The organism is Alteromonas sp. HB246098 (assembly GCF_054890645.1).
In genome coordinates, this window is the sequence record NZ_JBTZUG010000001.1 from 1114132 (window position 1) to 1135787 (window position 21656).

Consider the following 21656-nt stretch of genomic DNA (forward strand, 5'->3'; position numbering starts at 1 on the left):
GTAACTCATCAGTAATATTAAGAAAAAACGTATTATCAATGTTCCATCGCAAATGGCAATGCCATTATTTGTATCTACATCTACTTGATACGGTAACAGCAGCCATCAATTGCTATTGAGCGGCGCTACATCGACCTGTTTAATCGTATTCAATTGAATACATCAAACATAGCAGTCTTAAAATAATCTCACCATGCTACCTATTGATAATAGTTTTGCTTAATTTTAAGCGTAGAAATCAATCCCACCCTTGGCTGCCCGCGTCACTGATTGCTCGATAATCCGCGTTTCGCCCATATCGTCTAAACCGTCATTTTCTCCACGGTTTTCGGTGCCATTTCCTCTGCTATTATCGTTTGCAAGTTGCTGGCCATTTTCGTTACCCGAAGAATTATCTTTTCTTACTTCAGCATCACCTAACTCAATGCCTTGTTCAGAAAGCATATCTCTTAATTTAGGCATGGCATCGGCTAGCGCTTCCTTTGCTTGTTGAGATTGAACAACAAAGCTTACGCTTGCTGCGTCACCTGCAACATTTACCCTAACTTGCATGCTGCCCATTTCCGGGGGATCGAGTCGTATTTCAGCCATGGTGTTGCGCGCGTTCACCATCCAGCGAATTTTTTCATTTAGCTGCTGCTGGCCCTCTGGCTTATGAATGTTGACCGCCTTATCAAAGCCTTCAAACTGCTGCTGAGATTTTGACGCTTCAGCGCGAAGCTGGGTGTTTTCTTGTATTACCGTATCGGTTTGACCTACCATACTTGCGAAAGCTTGTTGGGCGCTGGCCTGTGTTTGCGTCATCAAGTTAAGGAACTGACTCGCCTGGCTATCGACCCTTGCAGTCATTGAAGCAATTACTTCGGTATTTACTGCTGCCTCGTTGGCGGCATCACTCACAATAGCCGTCAAATCAATACCAGGCTCTCTACCTTGCTGAACTTGTTGCTGAAATTCATTAATACCAGCAATGATATTTGCCTTCACAGCTTGTTGTTGGGCACCACTTGGCATTACTGTAACTACACGTTCAGCAAATGCCTCGGTAGCTTTTTGAGAAGTCTGTGGGGACAGTTCACTTAATGCATTTAATAAGTCACTTTGTGAATCATCGGTCATTTCAAAACTATTATTTTGAGATAACGTACTCTGAGTATTCATTACTGACGCTGTGTCAGTTACCTTATTTTTGTCTGCACCGTTAGTATTTACATCACCATTTTCTAAGACAGCTCCGCCAATGGCTACTTCAGCGGCTATGTCAATGGTTGCGTCAGAATACAATGCTTCTAACTGAGAGCTGGCTTCATCTGAAGATAATTGTTGCATCGCTTTGAGCTCATCAGATAACAGACTCAACACAAGAGATTCATCTGATGCGTTTATACTATTTGTCAGCGTTTCCTCATCTGTATTGCTTACACTTTGATCTGCATCGATATCGCTTTCTTTTTGCTGCATGAGTTGTGCAATTAGTGCAGAAAGTTCACTGGCATTTGAATCTAATTTATCGTTGGCGAGGATTTGTGACAGCTCAGCGTTTGCTTTGCCGTTAGCACCACTTTGTTCGCTTTCAGCGTCAAGCAATAGTGCGGTCAAAGCACTCAGTGTTTGTTGTGCTTCGGTAGAAAGGGATTCGATAGCGATTTCCCCCTCACTGCTGCCACTATTAAGCTGAGAAAGTAAATGCGCCATTTCCGAGGGTGCGTCGCTGGCATCTACACCGTCTGGGATCTTCCAAAGCTTTCCGTTTTCTTTTACAGAAAGAACATTAACCGTCTCATCTGAAAACTCAGAAATACCATTGGTTGTTCTGTTGTTAGTTTGCTCTTTGTTATCAGTCTTACCAAAGCGTTCGGCTAGGGTTTCAACATAGGCAATCCAGTCGGGCTCTTCATAAGCCTTATCCGGCTTTCCATCAGGCCTACCAGGTGTGGTAATAACGCCTGCCTCAGCATCTTTTTTGCCGCCTTCTCCAATAACAAACTCTGCTTCGGTTACGCCTTTTTGTTCAACACCACCTTCAGTGTCATCTACCGTCAAACTGGCCTTTTCTTTATCGCCCGAGTTGAGCTGTGCTTCTGTCTCTTTTCGAGCAAAGGCAGCGTTTTCTTCTTTTGTACCTGGCGCTGACTCTGCAGGATTGTCTGTTACTTTCTTTTCAACAGGAAGATTAGTATGTCCGGCATCGCGGTCTTTACCCTTCTTCACTGTTTCATCAGAAACTGAATTGTTAGCAGATGAGCCTGCCGAACGGGTTGTCTCCCCGGACTGAGCGCGTATTGCATCTTTGTCATTTAAAACAAAATCTGATTTGCTCGATTTTGCTTCCTGATAAAGTCGATTAAATGCTTGGTTGTTTTCGCTATTCGCTTGCTGTTGCGTACCAATACCTGTTTCAACCGCTTTAGCTGTGCTAGAAGCAGAGAAAGGTAATGCGGCAATGTCTGTTTTATGTGCGGCAACTTGTTGCATATTGTCCTACCGTCCTACATTTATCTCGTCTTTCACCAAGAAGACCTAATGTGATGCGAATCAATCACTGGGCGTTATTTTTAAACAGACCGAGAGAAGTAAATCGCAAACCCACAAACGCTTATCTAAATTTCAATCACTTAGCTCTACTCAGATAGCCTTTATGGCTATCGTTTGGCATTAGGTTTTATGCTCGCTATCGTTGAATTTCTTACTTTGTAATAAGTGTAGAACTTCAAACAAACACTGTTAGAGCGTAATAACCATTGCATTAAAACTAAAGCGCGCTGTTACATTTCATATTGATTTTGCAAGGGTTGAGCCAAAGTGGCTTGAGAACATACTATTTATTAGAAAGGAGAGCGCTTAGCTCTGAAAAATCGTTGTGTGGCAAATTCATCCATCATGGCCTGCTCGGCTTTAGCTTCTTTTTTCTGTTCAGCCAACTTCTTCTTATCAAGCAACAAGGTAACAGCTTTAACTTTCTGCTGCTGCTTTAGCCATATTTGCTTGCGCTGGTCCGCTGCCATTTGTGCACGAGCAATCACTTGCATCTGTTGCTCACACGCTTTATCTAATTTTCCGACAAAAGATAGGTGTTGTTGATAATAAGTCGCCGTAACGCCGGCTTGACCTGTTTGTTGGATACCTTTGATATAATCAATACGGTACTGCTCAAGGCTAGTTAGTTTTTGCTTTTGCTGATTAACGTTTTGCTGAGCCTGCTGATAATACCGGGCTTCTCGCTGCTCTTTTTCTTGCTCAAACTCGGCTAGGCGCTCTAGTTGTTTAGACATTTTTGGCTTCCTTACTCACGGAGCCTAGTTGACTGTTCGTTAAAGCCCATGCACCCGCTACTGAAAAAGACATTATCCTTGTCCCAACCCTTTGGCTAGGGCAGCCATGCCTTCCAAACTTTCATCGTAAGGAATGACTTGCTTCATTCCTTGCTGTAACAAAGCGTTGATTGCAGGCTCTGCACGAATCGCTAAATCAATACGTGGGTCTGACCCTTTGGCATAAGCACCAATAGAAATAAGGTCTTGGTTTTGTTTGTAGTTGGAGTAAACCTGGCGAATGCGACGAGCCATAAGTTGATGCTCTTCACTCACCACCATTGGCATTACACGGCTTATCGACGCTTCAATATCAATTGCGGGGTAATGACCGCTATCGGCAAGGGCTCTTGATAAGACCACGTGACCATCCAAAATGGCACGAGCAGCATCAGCTATGGGGTCTTGCAAATCGTCCCCTTCGGTAAGTACCGTATAAAAGGCCGTAATAGAGCCTTGGCGCTCGCTGCCATTACCAGCTCGTTCAACTAATGCAGGTAGCCGAGCAAAGACCGATGGCGGATAGCCTTTTGTTGCTGGAGGCTCACCCACAGCCAGCGCAATTTCACGCTGCGCCATGGCATAACGGGTTAACGAATCAATAAGCAACAGCACTTTCATGCCTTTGTCACGAAAATATTCCGCAATAGTTACCGCAGTTTCGCAGCCCTTTAAGCGCATAAGCGGTGAAGTATCAGCAGGTGCAGCAACTACAACCGCACGTTTGCGTTCTTCTTCTGTTAGGATTTCGTGAATAAATTCTTTTACTTCTCGGCCACGCTCTCCGACAAGCCCTACAACAACCACGTCGGCTTCACAGCCCCGGGTCATCATGCCTAATAACACACTTTTACCCACGCCACTTCCTGCGAATAGCCCCATACGCTGACCTACACCCACCGTATTGAGTGCGTTAATGGCGCGTACGCCTACATCCATCGGAGTATTTATGGGACGGCGGATAAGCGGGTTCATTGGCGGTCTAGTTGTTGGCGCGCGGGCTTCGGCATTTATTTCACCTAAACCGTCAAGGGGCTGACCATTACCATCTACCACGCGCCCTAAAAGCCCCATACCTACCGGTAAACCACTTTGTCGGTTTAACGGCATCACGCGACTTCCGGGTACAATACCGCGTACCGCTTCGGTGGGCATTAAATAAGTTATATCATCGCCAAAACCAACCACTTCGGCTTCTATCTCACCTTCAATGGTCTGTACTAAACATTGACTGCCAACGGGTAGCTGACACCCCACCGCTTCGAGAGTTAAACCGATACCACGAACTAACTTGCCGGCAGCGACTACCGGCGGAGAAGAGATCTGTTTTGTGAGGGATTCAAAATGCGAATGCCAAGGGCTAGTCATCTGACAAACCTTGGTTTAGTAAAAATTTATCTATAACGTTACGGCACCGGCGCTCAATAGACACATCTACGGCGTTTTGTGCAGTGGTAATATCGCAACCTCCGCGTTCCATCGCCGGGGCTTCAACCAGACTCCATCCTTTTTTAGCAATTTCTTCGTCGCCGAAATGCGCTTTTACCAATTCAATATCGTCTGGGTTCATGTGAATTTGATAATCTGCTTGATTAATGGGTAACGCCTTAATGCCTTCACTTAACGCTTGAAGTATCACTTGTTGGTTAGTGCTGACCTCTGTTTTAATAACTGCTTTTGCAAGTGTTACAGCAAGTTTAACCAGCTGGTCACGGGTTTCATCGTTAGCCTGAGAAAGTGGGTCGTGGAATTTTTCAGCAAGCATTTGCCACACTTCGGCTTGTTCAGCCATCTGCTGGCGACCTTCTTCTAAGCCTTGCTCAAGACCTTCGTTATGACCTTGTTCCTTACCTTCGGCCAAGCCAGTTTCAAAACCTTTAGCTTTACCTTCTTCAAAACCTTTTTCCTTGCCTTCCTGAAAACCTTCATCATAGGCAGCCTGGCGAATAGCTTCTATCTCTTCAGCGGTAGGAGGCTTGATTTCTTCTTCAACTTCAGGGGGCTCATACTTCCAATCTGAGCGTTTATTCAGTGCATTGGTTGTCTCGTCTTTTCTAGCTGCCCTTGGATCATCGACAAACGGTAGATCCCATGCTTTAGCTTCGTTTATTTCGTTTTCACTGAAATTTTTATTACCAGACATTTTTTATTACCAAAGACTTTTTATTTCGAGGCTGTTTATTACAAAGTTCTTTATTACGAGACTTGTTTCTACCTCAGCTACAGCTCTAAGGGCATCAGAGTGCTTACAAGAACTCTTCACCGCCACCGCCGCCAAGCATGATTTCACCTGAGTCAGAAAGTCGACGGGCAACAGAAAGAATTTCTTTTTGTGCAGTTTCCACTTCACTGATACGAACAGGGCCGAGAGCTTCCAAGTCATCGCCAAGCATTTCAGCAGCACGCTTAGACATATTGCGCATAATCTTATCCTTAAGCTCTTCGTCAGCACCTTTAATTGCCTTAAGCAGCGCATCTTGCTGCACTTCGCGCAATATTGCCTGAATGCCTTTGTCGTCTACATCGACCAAATTGTCGAAGACAAACATAAGATCCTGAATTTGCTGACTCATCTCTTCGTCTTGTTCGCGAATAGCGTCCATCAGCTGACCTTCTATCGCGGTATCCAAGTAGTTCATGATGTTCGCTGCAGACTTCAAGCCACCCATTTTCGCCGCTTGCGTTCCCGCTTGACCAGCGAACTGCTTCTCCATAATTTCGTTTAGTTCTTGCAATGCTGCTGGCTGAACTTCTTCTAGATTCGCAATACGCATCAACAGATCAAGTCGTACTTTTTCTGGGAATTGCGCCAAAATTTCAGCGCTTTGCTCAGGCTCTAGATAAGACAGTACAATGGTTTGGATCTGCGGGTGTTCGTTGCGAATAATGCTCGCCACCTGCTTAGAGTCCATCCATTTCAGTGAATCTAGACCTTTTGCGCCACTGCCCATTAGGATCTGATCGATAAGGTTTGCCGCCTTGTCTTCACCTAAGGCTGCAGTTAGTGCTCGCTTAACAAAGTCTTGGCTCTGGAAGCCAATAGTGCTGTAGTTCTGAATCTCTTCAATGAAATGTTTGTGAACTGACGTAATTTTAGTTTGCGTCATATCGTCCACTTTCGCCATTTCAGAACCCAGCTTCTGCACTTGTTTTGGTTCAAGGTGCTTTAATATCTGCGCCGCATCTTCTTCAGATAAGCTAAGTAGTAAGATGGCAGCTTTTTCTACGCCTTCTAATTTACTGACGTCGTATGACGGTTCTTCAACATTGGCAAGTTCTTCAGCCATAATCTTATCTCACTACTCGTCTTGCATTAACCAGCCCTTAACTACCTGGGCTGATAATTCTGGTTCATTGGCCACTAGCGCGCGTACGGCTTTAAGTACATCTTCGTCTTTGTGCAAGTCAGGTAGCATAAGTGAACCATCTGGCGCAAAGCCTACCTGTCCTTCGTCAAAGTCAGACGTTAACATGCTAATTGTGTCATCGCCTAAGTCTAAGCCTTCATCGGCATCAAATTCATCTGCCTCGTTAGACTCATCTGGGTTGATAAGACGACGTAGCATAGGTCGAATCACAAAGATGATAAGTACTATTATAACCAAGCCACCAACAACTAGCTTAAGAATTGGCAGAAAACCAGGCTGTTCCCACAAAGGCGCATCTTCAATTTCACCTGCATCCATACGAGTAAAGGGTACGCTAACCACTTCTAGCGAGTCGCCGCGGGTTACGTCAAAGCCAATCCCGCCTTGTAATAGTCTGCGAATATTAAGAATTTCTTCTTGTTTGCGTGGCGTTGGCGTCATAGCACCGTCTTCGCCTGCAACTTGGGTATAGTCCACTGCCACCGACACACTTAGTCTGCGGATTACACCTGTCTGTTTTTTAGTATGACTAATGGTGGTATCAAGCTCATAGTTGCGCGTTGACTCTTTTGCCGTGCGCCCTGGCATGGTTTGTTGACTGCCGCCCACAGCATTTTCTGGAATATTAGAATCAAGCGGAGGCTGGTTTGATAGTGCGCCAGGAATACCCCCAACGCCGCCACCCACGCTGTTCTCTTCGACTATCATTTCACTGCGAACCGCAGGCAAGTCTGGGTTGTAGCTACGCTGGGTTTGCTCCATCGCCGTGAAGTCCATTGTAACGTCAGCTTGCGCCGTGTAGTTACCTATGCCCAAAACTGGAATCAATATAGCGTCAATTTTTTCTAGATACTCTTGCTCGCGCTGACGTTCAATTTCATACTCTTTTCTGGCACGAGCACTCATTGAATCTTGCGAGCCTGAGTTAAGCAGACGACCATTGCTGTCAGTTACCGTTACTTTAGACGGCTCCATGTTTTGTACGGCAGAAGCCACGATATCAACGACCGCATCAACCTCTTCACCAGCAATGACGGCACCGCGTTTGGCAGTTAATACCACTGTTGCGGACGCTTTCTTCTCTCTACGGGCAAACACGTTTTCTTTTGGCATCGCCAGCAGTACTCGAGCTTTTTGAATACTTGCGATATCTTCGATGGTCGAGGCAATTTGCTGTTCACGCGCATGTTTAAGACGTTCCATCTCAACACGCTGACTTACACCAAAACCCATGTCCTGCATGATGATATCGGTACCAGCATCTGAGCTTTTAGTTAACCCTTGGCGTGTCATACCCAGGCGGATATTTTGGAATTCGTCACTTCTTACATAAACAGTATTGCCTTCAAGCTTATAATCGATTTGATTCGCATCCATATAATCGAGAGTTTCGATAAGCTCTTGGGTTTCCATCTTAGCAAGGGGACGATAATCAGGCTCTTGTGACCAAATAAGGATGAAAATAGCGATGGCCACACAAATGACCAAAACAACCACAAGGGCCATCTGGCGCATCATATCTGCGCTACCTAACGTATCCATGAAACCAGATTTGTTTTCTGGCTCATTGTCCGCTGCTTGATTTTGATCAGGAACCGTAAGGTTTGTACCTGTTGCTTCAGCCATAACCTACTCCACCTATACCGGCATATTCATTATTGTTTTATAGGCTTCAAGTACTTTGTTACGTACTTGAACAGTAGCTTCGAAAGCAATGCCTGCCTTTTCTTTTGTCAACATGACTTGGGCTAAGCTCAAACTAGGGTCACCCATTTCAAAACGTTGCTGTGCATCTTTTGATTCAAGCTGCATACCGTTTACACCGTCAACCGCGTTCTTAAGCATGGTCGAGAAATCGCTTGCAGAGCTGTTTATTTCAGTAAGCGATTGCTGCTGAGGCTCGTTAACTTGAAGACGAGTTTGCCCTATCATGTTTTGCATTTCTTGATACAAACTATTGGCTTTAACGTCCATACCCACTCCTAGCGTTTCTTTAAAAACCGCCTGAACAACGGCGAATAACTAATTATATGAGTGATTTAGCAAGGGGCTTGCCAACTTTAAAACCCCATAGATATCAATATGATAAGAGCAAAAAAAGGAAAGAAGCCAAATTTATGGCGTTTGATTTGATGGGAGCAACAAAAAACCGCCGCCTTCTTTACTACAGAGGCGACGGATAACGGGGTTAAACGAGAGGTTCAAAACAGCAGTATTAAGCCGGTACTTCAATGCCGTCTTCACGCATGCGCGCTAGTTTATAACGAAGGGTTCTAGGGCTAATCCCAAGTTTTTCCGCAACGTCCTTACGTTTACCATTGCACGAGACTAATGTATCAAGAATAATTTGGTGCTCCTGATAGCGAAGTTCTGAGCCCAATTTGTTGTCTTCAACCTGCTCTTGTGTAACTTCAAGCGGGGCCGACATGTCTTCGTCAATCATTAGATCGCTTGCATCTATTTCATTGTTTTCACAAAGAATAAGTGCTCGCTGAACTACATTTTCCAGCTCACGAACATTACCGGGCCAACTGTACTGGGATAACTTATTGCGCGCTGCAGCACTTAACCTGATTGTGCCTAGGCCCTGTGAACTTGCGTGACGCTGAACAAGGTGCTCCGCAAGTGGCACAATGTCTCCAGGGCGTTCCGATAGAGGACGCCATTCAATAGGAAATACGTTTAAGCGGTAGTATAAGTCTTCTCTGAATTCACCTGCATCTACTGCTTTTCTTAAATCTCGGTTACTCGTAGCAATAACTCGTACGTTAAGTTTAACGGTTTTTCGGCCGCCAAGGCGTTCTACTTCACGCTCTTGTAACACGCGCAGTAATTTAGCCTGCAGTGCCAAATCCATCTCAGTTATTTCATCAAGTAACAAGGTGCCGTCTTGAGCTTGTTCGAACTTACCCGGACAGGCCTGAATAGCGCCAGTAAAGGCCCCTTTTTCGTAACCAAACAAGGTCGCTTCCAACATATTTTCTGGAATGGCAGCACAGTTGATGGCAACAAAAGGCGCTTCGCTTCGCGGTGACTGGTCGTGAATATAGCGAGACAATACTTCTTTACCCGACCCGCTTGGACCCATGACCATAACGGTAGCTTCAGACTTAGCGACTTTGCGTGAAAGCTCAAGTAATTTTAAGCTTGAAGGATCGGCTACTATTGGCGTCCGAGATTCAATTTTTTGTGCAGGGGCGTAGCGCCCCACCAAGTTAAGCAATACTTCTGGCGCAAAAGGCTTTGATAGATAGTCCGTTGCGCCATCGCGCATCGCTTGAACCGCATCATCAATGGTGGCGTAGGCCGTCATTAAAAGCACAGGCATATTAGGGTATTTAGCTTTAATGCTTTTTAGCAGTGTTAAGCCACTCATTTCGCCCATTTGTATATCGCTAACCACTAAATCTACACTCTGAGACGACAGCATCATTAACGCTTCTTCTGCACAATCAGCGGCAATCACGTTGTAGTTACCTAATAACAGGGTATCTAGGAGCGCTTCGCGTAAACCCGCGTCATCTTCAACAATTAGTATGGTAGTTTTAGACATTATTCTCTCCTATGACTTATGCAACATGAGTCAATGTTTGTGAGGTTTTAGCATTCGCCGAGCACGGTAATGACACGCTAAAGCAGGCTCCGCCCTCGGGTACGTCAATTACATTGAGTGCGCCGCTATGCGCATTTACCACCGACTTCACCACAGCAAGACCCAAACCGGTACCGTGAGTTTTAGTTGTAAAGAAGGGTTCAAAGATTTTGGTTTTTAACCGTTCTGGTACACCAGGGCCTTTATCAATAACTGAAACATGTAAACGCTGATTGCTTACTGATGCCTGAACATGCACACACTCGCCTTTCGGGGTGACTTGGCTTGCATTATGTATGAGGTTTAACAACGCCCCCTGAAGAGCAGTTAAATTCCCAGTTATTGCTACGTTTTGCTCAAAACCTGAAAACGTTAGCTTTTGCTGCGCTTGAGCTGTCATGCTTTGTGCATTCCCCTCAATGGCGCCGAATAATTCAGCGAGACTAATTTTGCTTACCACTTGCTCTTCGCCAGATTTAGCAAAAAGCAGCATGTCATTAACCTGGCTTTCCAGCTCTTTAAGCCTGTCTGTTAATTTGTTCGCAAATTGTGTTTGTGCTTCTTCCCCTAACCCTTTACGCGTTAAGTTTGACGCATAAAGCATGGCTGCAGAAAGTGGAGTTCTGATTTGATGGGCTAGTGATGCCACCATTTTTCCAAGAGAAGACAACCGTTGCATGTGGCTAACGCGCGCTTGCAGTTGACGGGTTTCAGTTAAGTCTGTGATAACAATTAGCTGACCTGGCTCATTGTCTAATGGGGTAATGGAAAGCTTCACTCGTCTACCATCAACAAGCGATACTTCATGACCATCATCTGCGCGAGGCTTGAAAGAGCGAGTAATAATACTGCGCCACACTTCCTCTTCCAGCGGTTCGCCTAACAATGCTTTTGCCTGCTCGTTGGCTTGGCGAACAATACCCTTGCCATCAATAACAATAACACCCGCTGGCATTACTTGAAGTAAATGTTCGAGTCGACTCGCCTGCAATCTCAGGGATTCAATATCATCATTTTGCGACGTTTGATAATCATCTTGAGATACCGCAGAGCCGCCATTAAGTGCATAGGCAGATGCGAAATACTCTGTAGATTGTTGTGTGCTATCGAAAGCCATATCATCCTCGTCAAATTGCAGACGCTGTTTAACTATGGCTTAGATAAAGCAGAAGATATGCCAACTTAACATTGGCTTATTTATCAGTAAGATAGATGGTATTTTTGAGAGAAAGCGTAACGTCAATTAGCTGACATTACGCTTCTTCGGTACGCTGAATATCGTATTTTCGCATTTTTTCAACGAGGGTAGTTCTGCGCATTCCAAGCTTGTCGGCGGCACGTGCGACCACCCAATCTTGGTTTTCTAGGGCTTGTTTTATGAGATTCACTTCAAGCTCAGAAAGGTACTCTTTAAGGTTAACACCTTCTGCAGGTAACGAGGACGACACCATGCCGTTTAGGCCGTCGTGATTCTGCTCGCTAACGTCTTCTTCTGGCTCTTGCGCTGCAGCCTCAGCAAATAGTTCATTAAAGGCTTCACGCTCAAGCATTTCTTCTGGATAGTCTGGCTCGTAAGCCTGAACATCACCGTACTGGTACTTTTCCGGTAAATCAGCAATATCAACAATCTGCCCAGGATAAAGGATTGTTAATCGCTCAACTAAATTTGAAAGCTCACGAACGTTCCCCGCCCACTCATGCTCCATAAGCGACGCAATCGCTTGCTCGGTAAAACGTACGCTCTCAACGCCATCCCCTTGAATTCGGCTATTCAATTCCTGAAGTAATAAGGGGATATCGTCTTTTCTTTGTCGAAGCGCAGGGCTGTCGATTGGAAAAACGTTGAGTCGGTAATACAAGTCTTCTCGAAACTTGTCTTCGCTGATCATGGTTTCCAAGTTGCGGTGCGTTGCCGCAATAATACGTACGTTGCATTGAAGGGGCTTATTCCCCCCTACGCGTTCAAACATACGTTCTTGCAACACACGTAATAACTTAACCTGCATTTGAAGCGGCATATCGCCAATTTCATCAAGGAATAATGTGCCGCCTTCGGCTAACTCGAAGCGCCCTTTACGTGCACTGATAGCGCCTGTGAAAGCACCTTTCTCGTGACCAAACAATTCGCTCTCTAAAAGCTCGCCGGGAATAGCGCCGCAGTTTACCGGAATAAATGGACCATCTTTACGTTCAGATAAAAAGTGAACATTGCGCGCAACCACCTCTTTACCCGTACCAGACTCACCTAAAATCAACACGGTAGCGTCGGTGGGTGCGACTTGCTCAACTAAGCGCCGCACAATTTGGATTTGCTCACTTTTGCCCACAAGGCTTCTAAACAACCGGGTTTTTGTGCCTGCCGCACGAGATAAACCGGGTTTGCGTCGAGAGTATTCTTGGCAACGGTGTATAGCCTGCGTCAAAACAGGGTACGTTAATGGTGTTGCAATGACACTAACCAGGTTACAGCTTGCAGACGCCTGTGTATTGCTTTCAACTAAAGCGACAAACGGTATGTGTGGAAACTTTTCTACCAAATTACTTACGGCGGTGGGCGAGCGGTACTCGATAAGCACGGCGTCTGCACCACTTTCGTGGAGGTATCGCTCGCATTCACTGAAGCCTCGTGACTGGCACGACTCTCCCATGAAGGTAACGATAGTTTCCAAGTTTTGAATAAGTTCCTGATTATCACTAATCAGCAAAATGTTCTTCATTAATTCCCCGAGAACGCTTTGTTATTATTTACAGTTTAGCGCATTTCTAAATTGTAACGACAAAAGATCGGAGCGCAACCGCTGTTTTGGGAAATATATCAATAAAAAAAGCAGGTTACCCTGCTTCTTTCGATTAAATTTAGCCTAACCTACACCATTTAGTCTAGCTTAATAGCGATAAAACTTGGCTTTGCTGCTGGTTCGCCTGCGCTTGAACAGTAAGTGCAGCTTGGCCTAATACGTCGTTTGAAGCTTGTTGCGAAGTCGCTTGCGCAAAATCTAAATCTTGAATACGACTTCGAGCCTCTGCAGTATTTACGTTAGCTTGAGTGAGTGAACGCGCAGCACTTTCTAAACGATTTTGTGTAGCGCCTAAATCGCCCCGCGCGCTGCCGAGGGTTTCTATAGCCGCATCTGCTGCACCTAGTGCATCTTCAATACTAGTGCCTGACGTAATATCGATAGATAGAACATCGTTAAGCTGCGCCGCAACATCCTGCGTGTTAACGCTAATCGATTGACCAGGGCTAGAACCTGACTGGAATTCTAATGAGCCATTTTCAGATAATAACGGCTTGCCAGCAAAATTTGTTTGCTCAATAGTTTGCGAGATGTTTTCTTGTAGCTGAGTTATTTCAGATTGAATAGCACGGCGATCGCCACTGCTAAGCACACCATTACCAGACTGCAAAGTAAGCTCGCGAATACGGTTTACATCATCATTAATGCTGCCTAGACCACCTTCTGCAACCTGCGCGACAGAGATGCCATCATAAACGTTGTTTAATGACTGGCGATTACCTTCGACTTCTGATGTTAATCGGTCGATGATTTGTTGGGCCGACGCATCATCTAAGGCATTGTTTACCTTTTTTCCAGAAGCCAGCTTCTCAAACAAGTTGTCCTGCTTTTCTTGGATTTGACCAATTAGCGATGTTGAGCTGCTGTTATTGATTTGCATAATTGCGCCCTCTCATTAACACTTCATCCAAATATAGCACAACGCTGTATAACTTCTAATCAACACAAAGTATAAAAGTTCATACTCTCTAAGGTAAAACTATAAACGAGAGGCGCTTTTGAGCCTAAGCCTTTGGCACTTTTTAAATAAACATACTGGTAGTTGAATACCTTTATTTTGTAATTATTTTTGATGAATAATCGTTGTGGCCTAATGGTTTATGGCATTGTTGCCGACACATGATATATTTAAACGATAATCATAAAAATCGTGGGCGATCTATGTTTGACGGTAAGTCTATATTGATAACAGGTGGTACAGGTTCATTCGGTCATAAATACACCGAAAACTTGCTGTCACGCTACAACCCCAAGCGCTTAATCATTTATTCGCGAGATGAACTCAAACAGTTCGAAATGCAGCAAAAGTTTAACGCTCCATGCATGCGCTATTTCATAGGCGATGTGCGAGACAAAGACCGCCTTACCCGAGCAATGCAGGGTGTGGATTACGTTATTCATGCAGCCGCTATGAAACAAGTCCCCGCTGCTGAATATAATCCCACTGAATGTATCCGCACTAATATTGATGGTGCTGAGAATGTTATTAACGCAGCTATTGATAATTCGGTAAGCAAAGTCATTGCCTTGTCGACAGACAAAGCGGCTAATCCTGTAAACCTATACGGCGCTACTAAACTTGCCTCCGACAAGCTATTTGTAGCGGCAAATAATATGGTGGGCTCAGGAAAACCTCGATTTTCGGTAGTGAGATATGGAAATGTAGTAGGCTCTCGTGGCTCGGTTGTTCCTTTTTTCGAAAAGCTCATTGCAGAAGGTACAGACCATATTCCTGTTACGCATACAGATATGACCCGCTTTTGGATAACCCTTCAACAGGGCGTAGACTTTGTTCTAAAGAATTTCGAGCGGATGCTTGGCGGCGAAATATTCGTTCCTAAAATACCATCAATTAGAATCACCGATTTGGCCGAAGCTATGGCACCAGGTGTGCCAATAAAAATTGTGGGCATTCGACCAGGTGAAAAGCTTCACGAAATGATGTGCCCCGGCGACATGGCTTTTCATACTTTTGAGTATGATGACCACTTCGTGATTGCGCCAGCTATTAAATTTTTCAATAGAAGTAACGACTTCACCGTAAACGGGCTAGAAGAACAGGGTAAACCTGTATCTGATGGCTTCGAATATGTTTCTGACACTAACCCCCATTTTCTTACAGTTGAAGAAATTATTTCTTGTAATAAGGACGCTGCTAAGTGATCCCTTACGGACGCCAGTCAATTGATGAAGATGACATTAACGCTGTTGTCGACACACTAAAATCAAGCTGGCTGACACAGGGGCCTGCTGTTCCCGCTTTTGAAAAGGCCTTGACTCAATTTTGTGGCGCCGAGCATGCGGTCACAGTAAATAGCGCTACGTCTGCGCTGCACCTTGCTTGCCTCGCTCTTGGGGTACAACAAGACGATATTGTATGGACAAGTCCCAACTCTTTCGTAGCTTCAGCAAACTGTGCTGTTTATTGTGGTGCGACAGTCGACTTTGTTGATATAGAGCCTAACACTGGCAATATATCTGTTAATGCATTAGAGGCTAAGTTAGCACAGGCCAAAGAGCAAGGGACCCTCCCTAAAGCTGTGATCCCAGTGCATTTCGCAGGTCAGTCATGCGATATGAAAGCGATTGCCACACTTGCTAAGAAATATAACTTTTGTGTCATTGAAGACGCTTCTCATGCAATTGGAGGGAAATACTGCGAACGCCCCGTAGGTAGCTGTCAGTATTCAGATATTACGGTTTTCAGTTTCCACCCTGTTAAAATAATAACAACCATGGAAGGAGGCGCGGCGTTAACGAACAACGGTAAGTTAGCGCGTCAAATGCAATTGATGCGTAGCCATGGTGTGACTGCTAATAAAGATGAAATGACTGAAGAACCACACGGACCTTGGTATTATCAGCAAATACAACTAGGGTTTAACTACCGCATGAATGATGTGGAAGCGGCTTTAGGTACAAGCCAGCTAGCAAAGCTAGAGCAATTTGTTGAGCAAAGGAACGAATGCGCGTTTTTTTACAATGATGCATTCAGACAACACGATAAGATTTCGCCGCTTGAGGTTATAACCGAATGCTACAGTAGCTATCACTTGTACGTGATTAGATGCACAGGTTTAAACTCAGATTCACACAAAGCGGCAATCGAAGCCTTAAGGGAAAAAGGAGTTTTTGCTCACGTTCACTACATTCCTATTCACTTTCAGCCATATTATCAAAAATTAGGCTTTAAAAAGGGTGATTACCCTCAAGCAGAACAATACTACGAACACGCGATTACGCTTCCTCTATATCCTTCACTTACCAGAGAAGAAGCGCAATATGTAGTTGATACAACGGTTGATATTGTTAATCAACTATCGCGCTAACCTCTTCAGCTAATATTGGGTCGCCAATATTGTAAGCCCTTGATGCATTTTGACTTAGAAGTGCGTCTAAATGTTGCGGTGCCAAGCCAAAACCTGTTCTAAGCGACTTAACGTTGTTACGGGTGAAGGGCTGCCCTTTTTGAATGGGTGCACTAGCGTAAAGTGAGCGGCGTCTTAACTTATCTTTTTCGCTCACCTTATAGGTAACGTTACCTAAGGTTAGTTCTACTTGACGGACACTTTCTACCATACCAGCAAACTCGTCCGGCTCCATTGAAAACGCGGAATCCGGACCACCTAATGCTCTGTCTAAAATAAAGTGCTTTTCTATGACTCTGGCTCCCATCGCTGTAGCCGTTATGGGTACCACAGAGCCCATAGTATGGTCAGAAACACCTACAGTAGAATTGAACCTGTCACGCATGTCTACCATGGTTTTAAGATTGGCATCAGCAAGAGTAGAAGGGTAATTCGACGTGCACTTCAATAGCGTTATTTGATGATTATTCTCTTTGTGACAGGTTTCTAACGCTAAGGCGATGTCCGCTTCTTCCGCTACCCCTGTTGAAATAATAATAGGTTTGCCTGTTTTCGCTACCGCTCTAATCAAGGGAATATCAGTAATTTCGAAGGACGCGATTTTATAGAGGGGGACGTTAAGCTCTTCTAAAAGTGCCACACCATCCAAATCAAACGGGCTGGAAAAAAACACTAGCCCTAGTTCTTGAGCTACTTTTTGAAGAGGCTCATGCCATTCATATGGCATGGAGGCTTCTTTATATAGATCCCATAAAGTACGGCCTTTCCATAGGCCATCTTTGCGTTTTCCAAAAATGTCATTGTCAATATTTATGGCCAACGAATCAGCGGTGTAAGTTTGTACTTTAACCGCGTTAGCTCCCGCTTTCGCCATTGCTTTTATCGTATTAACCGCCAAATCAAAATCGTTATTGTGATTGGCAGACAACTCGGCAATGATGAATACTTGGTCGGTAAATGGGTACATCTATTAAGACTTATTAAAGTATACAAGTACGTCATCAATAGACTTTAACTTATCGAGATCTTCATCTGGTACAGTGACGCCTGTCTTGCCTTCAAGCTCTACAAACAAATTGAATAAATCTAAGCTGTCTAATCCATACTCAGAAAATGCCTGTTCGCTACCTAGGTTGCTCACATCTGCTGTCACACCAGAATCTGTCATTGCTTGTTTTACGTCTGCTTCAGTTAACATGTTCTTCATTCCTCTTTAATAGGCAGGTGGCCCACGAAAACCCTACGCCAAACCCGCTCAATACGAGTCGCGTTGAGTTGCCACTATTCAAAAAGTTTTTCAATATGAGCGGGATGGATGAAGAGACAGTGTTCCCCGTCTCTTCTAAAGCTTTAATAAACTTATCTTCGCTGCCTTTGAAACGCCTTGCTATTGCGTCAACGATAGCCAAACTTCCCTGGTGCAAAATGAACGCATCTACACTGTCTTCGGACCAATCATTCTTTTCTAATAATGATTTTATAGCAGGGGCAACATTCAACGAAGCAAAGTTAAAGACCTGCCTTCCATTCATATAAAGCTCGCCTTGCTCTACCTTTAGATGTTCAGCGCCTTTTCCATCCGTACCAAAGGTACAATCTGAAACTAAAAATTGTGGATTTTCTCCCATCCATGTTGCAGAAGCAGCGTCGCCGAACAGCATAGAGGTTGTTCTATTAGGCGTTGTGATCACTTTTGAATACGGATCAGCGGTAACCAAGACGCCATTTTTTTTACCAGATGTAGCCAAGAAGCCTTGTAGAATTGATAAACCATAAACATACCCTGAGCACCCCAATGAAACGTCAAAGGCCGCCACGTGGGTAGGTAACGCTAGTTTTTGGTGAACAAGGGCGGCGCAGTGTGGCAAACCGTGACCGTCTGGGTTTTGAGTTACAACAATTAGTGCATCTATATCTTCTTTAGCGAGGTCCGATTCAGAAAGTAAAGTTTCCACCGCCTTTACTGCCATATCAGAGGTATCATCACCCTCTTCTAATCTCGGCAAAAACCGAGCCCCGAGTTTGGTCTCAACAAATGATGCTGTTTCCTCAAAAGCTTCCGCTTGCTTGAAGTTGTCTACACCGTCTTTAGGTATGTAGCTTGAAATAGCCTTAATGCCTATCATGCTATTCTCCAACAATAAACTGCACGGTTCCAAAACGTTTACCATCGATTATGACGTCGTTAATCGAAAACTTGTTTTGCATCATTCGCGTAGTTTTAATAGAAAGACTTTCATAAACTATCGGCAGCTCATCGCAAAAGTTAAGCTGTCCCACCAACCACTTTCCCTTATTTAGACTAAAGAGTGTGTTATGAAGCTTTTTCGTTAATGCCACTACAAGCTCAACGGTTGTGCAGTCATTGCGATAAAAAGCAGTGGCCTGTTGCTGCGAGGAAATTATCTCGGCGTCTTTTACCAGCTTATCCTCATCAAATGGGTAGGACTCATCTACTGATGTATTGGTCTCGACAATCAACCCTCGAGTTTTTTCTTGAGTGTTTTTATCGAAAAGCTCAACGGTACCAACAATGTCTTTTTCAGCCACATCCTGGACCTGCCCTAACAAAACCTGACATTGGCGATGAATCAATTGCTTAAACACCAGTTTGGTAACAATTTGATTCGTATTACATACTGCAGTACTAAACCAGGTGTAGAAGTCCGTACTGTGTAAGTACTTTCGCGAGCCTTTAAACTTAAGTTCTGTTTTCATTATCGAATCCTTTTAGCCGGATTTCCTAACATAGTGGCGCCAGGGGCAACATCTTTGAAAATAGCAGCGCCAGCAGCCACCGTGCTGTACGCTCCTACACGCACGCTGTCTCTAACCACTGAGTTGGGCGCTATTTGAACCCCCTCTTCAACGTGTGCATAACCGCATAGCGTTGAATTAGGGCCTATATCAACTAAGTCATCAAGCGCTACATCGTGCCCAAGATTAGCATTCGCGCGAATAAAACAGTTATCTCCTACCTTTGCGCCAGGTTGAAGTACAGCGTTGGCAGCGACGACGACACCACTACCCAGTTTTACATTAAAACCAATGCTCGCAGATGGGTGAACCACTGTTGCCATTCGGCTTTGCGGAATATTGAGCTGTTTAAACTTTTCAGCGCGAACTTTCATTTTTCCAACAGACAGAAGTGCGTAAACGAAAGAGATATTGCCGTCTAGCCTGTCCCATTCATGGGGCGCTCCTAATACTGGCCAGCATTCTATGTGCTCACCTACAGGAATATTGTCATTTAAAAAACCTACAAGCTCGATAGGCTCGCCTGTCTTAATTAAATCAAGCACAATTTGCGCGACAACTAAGCCATTCCCGCCACCACCTATGATCACTACCTTTTTCAATACACTCTGCCTTTAACTGATAATTTCATCTACCCACAATTGACTGTGGCTGTATGCATCCATAACAGATAGCGCCCTCGCGGACATGACGTTTAATTTACTCGAAGAGCCCTTAAAGTCATCAAGCACGTTTATAACGCGTTGCTTAATCTCTTTTAATCTTTCGCAGTCTTTACTGAAGTCGCCAACATAAACCGCCGCCCCCTTTGCTTCTAATGCAATTGCCTGTGCAACCTGATTTTGAGCAATGGTGAGGATAACTGTTGGTAAGGCCATCATACAGCGCTCCCAAGATATGGTCCCCCCTCCGCCAATAGCTAAATCAGCTTGTGACATTAAGGATGAAATATTCGACGCCTGTACATGTAATTCGATGCCATGTTGTTCACAGAACGTTATTATTTCTTGCTTATGTGGATGATGCTTGCCTATAACAACATCTACGCTGACAGGGTCATCTAACTTTTCATTCCATTTGGCGAGCAGTTCGCATACAAACAAGGTGGCATTATCTTTGTCCATACCACCAAAGCAAACAAAAAGGCGCTTAATTGATTGGCGCAATGTTGAAGAGACACAGGAAAACTCTTCTCGCAATGGAAAGTACTGAGGCCCAATCATGAGCCTAGTATCGTTTTGTATTTTCCCGCCCCATTTTTCTTGAGGATTGAGCACGAGATTAGGATCAATTAATACATCACATTGCAGGAGCCGATCGGCTAAACCATCAATTACGACGATTTTGGCATCAAGGGCTTCTTTTAGCGTAGTGTGCCACTTAGACGTAAGCGAAAAATGGTCGACTATAACAATTACATGCTCTGTTAACGTCACATTTTGTAACGACACCAAAGTTTGCTCTGCGTCGAACGATTCTGTGCCGCCTAACCAACTAGCATGAGGGCACCAACTCCCTTCATATTTGGCAGACTCAGCTACAGGTAGCTCGATAACCTTAAAACCTGCTCGCCTCACTTCATATAAGCAATGCCCTTTATGCGGCTTTGAAACAAAGATTATCGATACGCCCCGCTCTCTCAATAGCGTAGCTAGCGTCAGGCAACGCATGACGTGGCCCGTTCCTATGTGCTGTGCACTATCTACTCGAAATAGTGCTGTAACTGTGTTGTTCACCCTTACAGCCCTCGCGACTGTATCGCGCTAAACAAGAGTTCTGCGGTTTCCCAATCTTCTTCGGTATCAATATCTTGTACGCGATATCTTGGCATCAAAAACGCGCTGGCGTGCTGAGAGTACATAGGCAAGTTTTTTAAAAAAGCGTCAGCTTTTCCCCAGTAAAATTGCCCCGCATCATGGTAGGCTTCTTGTAGATCTTGAGAACGTGTTTTCATTTGCTTTTTGTCGAACATTTCAATGTCGCCTTGCGGCGTAAAGTAAAAAGCACGCTGAATCGGGAAAGGAAAACTGGTAGCTGCAAAGCAAAAGTCTCTCTTTGAACTTTTTAACTGTGCAAAGGCGCTAGCCAAATCATTAGATGTGACAAAAGGGGCCGTAGCATATAACACACAACAGTATTCTGCCGGTTGCTCGTTCTCAGCTAACCATGTGAGTGCGTGATTAACTACATCGCGGGTTATCGCGTGATCATCAGATAACTCGGCCGGACGAACAAAGGGAACATCTGCCCCTTTTTCAATAGCAAACTGAGCAATTTCATCGTCATCTGTACTTACAATAACTTTATCAAATTGCGCAGAGTTTAAAGCCGCTTCAATAGACCAGGCAATAATAGGTTTATTGCAAAAAGAACGAAGGTTTTTTCGCAAAATACGTTTGCTTCCACCTCGCGCTGGAATTATTGCTACATTCATATATGTCTCTGCTGTTAGCGTATTCTGG

General features: G+C 44.5%; 21 protein-coding genes. 3 read left to right on the top strand and 18 right to left on the bottom strand.

Going from position 1 to position 21656, the window contains the following annotated elements:
• Positions 1 to 225: 225 nt before the first annotated feature.
• From ACYTPF_RS04805 to fliE, 7 genes are all read right to left on the bottom strand, one after another.
• Positions 226 to 2475, bottom strand: a complete 2250-nt coding sequence (locus ACYTPF_RS04805; RefSeq protein WP_461851374.1) for a flagellar hook-length control protein FliK — start codon at positions 2473 to 2475, stop codon at positions 226 to 228.
• A 350-nt stretch (positions 2476 to 2825) separates the two neighbouring features.
• Complete coding sequence (gene fliJ, locus ACYTPF_RS04810) at positions 2826 to 3272, bottom strand: flagellar export protein FliJ (RefSeq protein ID WP_461851375.1); 447 nt, start codon at positions 3270 to 3272, stop codon at positions 2826 to 2828.
• A 72-nt stretch (positions 3273 to 3344) separates the two neighbouring features.
• Positions 3345 to 4679, bottom strand: a complete 1335-nt coding sequence (gene fliI, locus ACYTPF_RS04815) for a flagellar protein export ATPase FliI (RefSeq protein ID WP_461851376.1) — start codon at positions 4677 to 4679, stop codon at positions 3345 to 3347.
• Positions 4672 to 5454, bottom strand: a complete 783-nt coding sequence (gene fliH / locus ACYTPF_RS04820; RefSeq protein ID WP_179982659.1) for a flagellar assembly protein FliH — start codon at positions 5452 to 5454, stop codon at positions 4672 to 4674. The genes fliI and fliH overlap by 8 nt, the downstream gene beginning before the upstream one ends.
• A 103-nt stretch (positions 5455 to 5557) precedes the next feature.
• The gene (fliG, locus tag ACYTPF_RS04825) at positions 5558 to 6598 is read right to left on the bottom strand and encodes a flagellar motor switch protein FliG (protein ID WP_025254367.1); all 1041 of its coding nucleotides are present in this window, start codon (positions 6596 to 6598) and stop codon (positions 5558 to 5560) included.
• Between the two features lie 12 nt (positions 6599 to 6610).
• Entirely contained in the window at positions 6611 to 8305 is a 1695-nt protein-coding gene (gene fliF, locus ACYTPF_RS04830; protein WP_461851377.1) for a flagellar basal-body MS-ring/collar protein FliF, read from the bottom strand.
• A 12-nt stretch (positions 8306 to 8317) separates the two neighbouring features.
• Complete coding sequence (gene fliE / locus ACYTPF_RS04835; RefSeq protein ID WP_179982657.1) at positions 8318 to 8653, bottom strand: flagellar hook-basal body complex protein FliE; 336 nt, start codon at positions 8651 to 8653, stop codon at positions 8318 to 8320.
• Between the two features lie 56 nt (positions 8654 to 8709).
• Between fliE and ACYTPF_RS04840 the strand changes: the two genes are divergently transcribed.
• Entirely contained in the window at positions 8710 to 8862 is a 153-nt protein-coding gene (locus ACYTPF_RS04840) for a hypothetical protein (RefSeq protein ID WP_461851378.1), read from the top strand.
• A 32-nt stretch (positions 8863 to 8894) separates the two neighbouring features.
• Here the strand turns inward: ACYTPF_RS04840 and ACYTPF_RS04845 are convergent, their stop codons facing one another.
• From ACYTPF_RS04845 to ACYTPF_RS04860, 4 genes are all read right to left on the bottom strand, one after another.
• On the bottom strand, positions 8895 to 10232 hold the full coding sequence (locus tag ACYTPF_RS04845; protein WP_461851379.1) for a sigma-54-dependent transcriptional regulator: 1338 nt from the start codon (positions 10230 to 10232) through the stop codon (positions 8895 to 8897).
• A 16-nt stretch (positions 10233 to 10248) separates the two neighbouring features.
• Positions 10249 to 11388: a sensor histidine kinase gene (locus ACYTPF_RS04850; RefSeq protein WP_461851380.1), complete on the bottom strand. Its 1140-nt coding sequence runs from the start codon at positions 11386 to 11388 to the stop codon at positions 10249 to 10251.
• Positions 11389 to 11524: 136 nt separating this feature from the next.
• Positions 11525 to 12988 (bottom strand): sigma-54 dependent transcriptional regulator, encoded by a 1464-nt coding sequence (locus ACYTPF_RS04855; RefSeq protein ID WP_461851381.1) that lies wholly within the window; start codon positions 12986 to 12988, stop codon positions 11525 to 11527.
• A gap of 163 nt (positions 12989 to 13151) precedes the next feature.
• Positions 13152 to 13949 (bottom strand): flagellin, encoded by a 798-nt coding sequence (locus ACYTPF_RS04860; protein ID WP_461851382.1) that lies wholly within the window; start codon positions 13947 to 13949, stop codon positions 13152 to 13154.
• A gap of 281 nt (positions 13950 to 14230) precedes the next feature.
• On the opposite strand from ACYTPF_RS04860, the gene pseB reads away from it, so the two are divergent.
• Together pseB and pseC are read left to right on the top strand one after the other, a co-directional pair.
• Positions 14231 to 15232 carry a UDP-N-acetylglucosamine 4,6-dehydratase (inverting) gene (gene pseB / locus ACYTPF_RS04865; RefSeq protein WP_461851383.1) on the top strand — a complete coding sequence of 334 codons (1002 nt, stop codon included), beginning with the start codon at positions 14231 to 14233 and terminating at the stop codon, positions 15230 to 15232.
• On the top strand, positions 15229 to 16398 hold the full coding sequence (gene pseC, locus ACYTPF_RS04870) for a UDP-4-amino-4,6-dideoxy-N-acetyl-beta-L-altrosamine transaminase (protein WP_461851384.1): 1170 nt from the start codon (positions 15229 to 15231) through the stop codon (positions 16396 to 16398). Before pseB ends, pseC begins: the two co-directional genes overlap by 4 nt.
• Here pseC and pseI read toward each other — a convergent pair.
• Genes pseI through pseF form a run of 7 tightly spaced genes read right to left on the bottom strand, consistent with a single transcriptional unit; the run spans position 16379 to position 21628 of the window.
• Entirely contained in the window at positions 16379 to 17404 is a 1026-nt protein-coding gene (gene pseI / locus ACYTPF_RS04875) for a pseudaminic acid synthase (RefSeq protein WP_461851385.1), read from the bottom strand. The genes pseC and pseI overlap by 20 nt on opposite strands.
• 3 nt (positions 17405 to 17407) lie before the next feature.
• Positions 17408 to 17635, bottom strand: coding sequence for an acyl carrier protein (locus tag ACYTPF_RS04880; protein WP_161569370.1), 228 nt, complete (start codon positions 17633 to 17635; stop codon positions 17408 to 17410).
• On the bottom strand, positions 17625 to 18563 hold the full coding sequence (locus ACYTPF_RS04885; protein ID WP_461851386.1) for a ketoacyl-ACP synthase III: 939 nt from the start codon (positions 18561 to 18563) through the stop codon (positions 17625 to 17627). The genes ACYTPF_RS04880 and ACYTPF_RS04885 overlap by 11 nt, the downstream gene beginning before the upstream one ends.
• A 1-nt stretch (position 18564) precedes the next feature.
• Entirely contained in the window at positions 18565 to 19155 is a 591-nt protein-coding gene (locus tag ACYTPF_RS04890) for a hypothetical protein (RefSeq protein WP_461851387.1), read from the bottom strand.
• Positions 19155 to 19796, bottom strand: coding sequence for an acetyltransferase (locus ACYTPF_RS04895; protein WP_136780740.1), 642 nt, complete (start codon positions 19794 to 19796; stop codon positions 19155 to 19157). Before ACYTPF_RS04895 ends, ACYTPF_RS04890 begins: the two co-directional genes overlap by 1 nt.
• A 12-nt stretch (positions 19797 to 19808) precedes the next feature.
• On the bottom strand, positions 19809 to 20930 hold the full coding sequence (pseG, locus tag ACYTPF_RS04900; RefSeq protein WP_461851388.1) for a UDP-2,4-diacetamido-2,4,6-trideoxy-beta-L-altropyranose hydrolase: 1122 nt from the start codon (positions 20928 to 20930) through the stop codon (positions 19809 to 19811).
• A 2-nt stretch (positions 20931 to 20932) separates the two neighbouring features.
• Positions 20933 to 21628: a pseudaminic acid cytidylyltransferase gene (gene pseF, locus ACYTPF_RS04905; protein ID WP_461851389.1), complete on the bottom strand. Its 696-nt coding sequence runs from the start codon at positions 21626 to 21628 to the stop codon at positions 20933 to 20935.
• Positions 21629 to 21656: the final 28 nt, after the last annotated feature.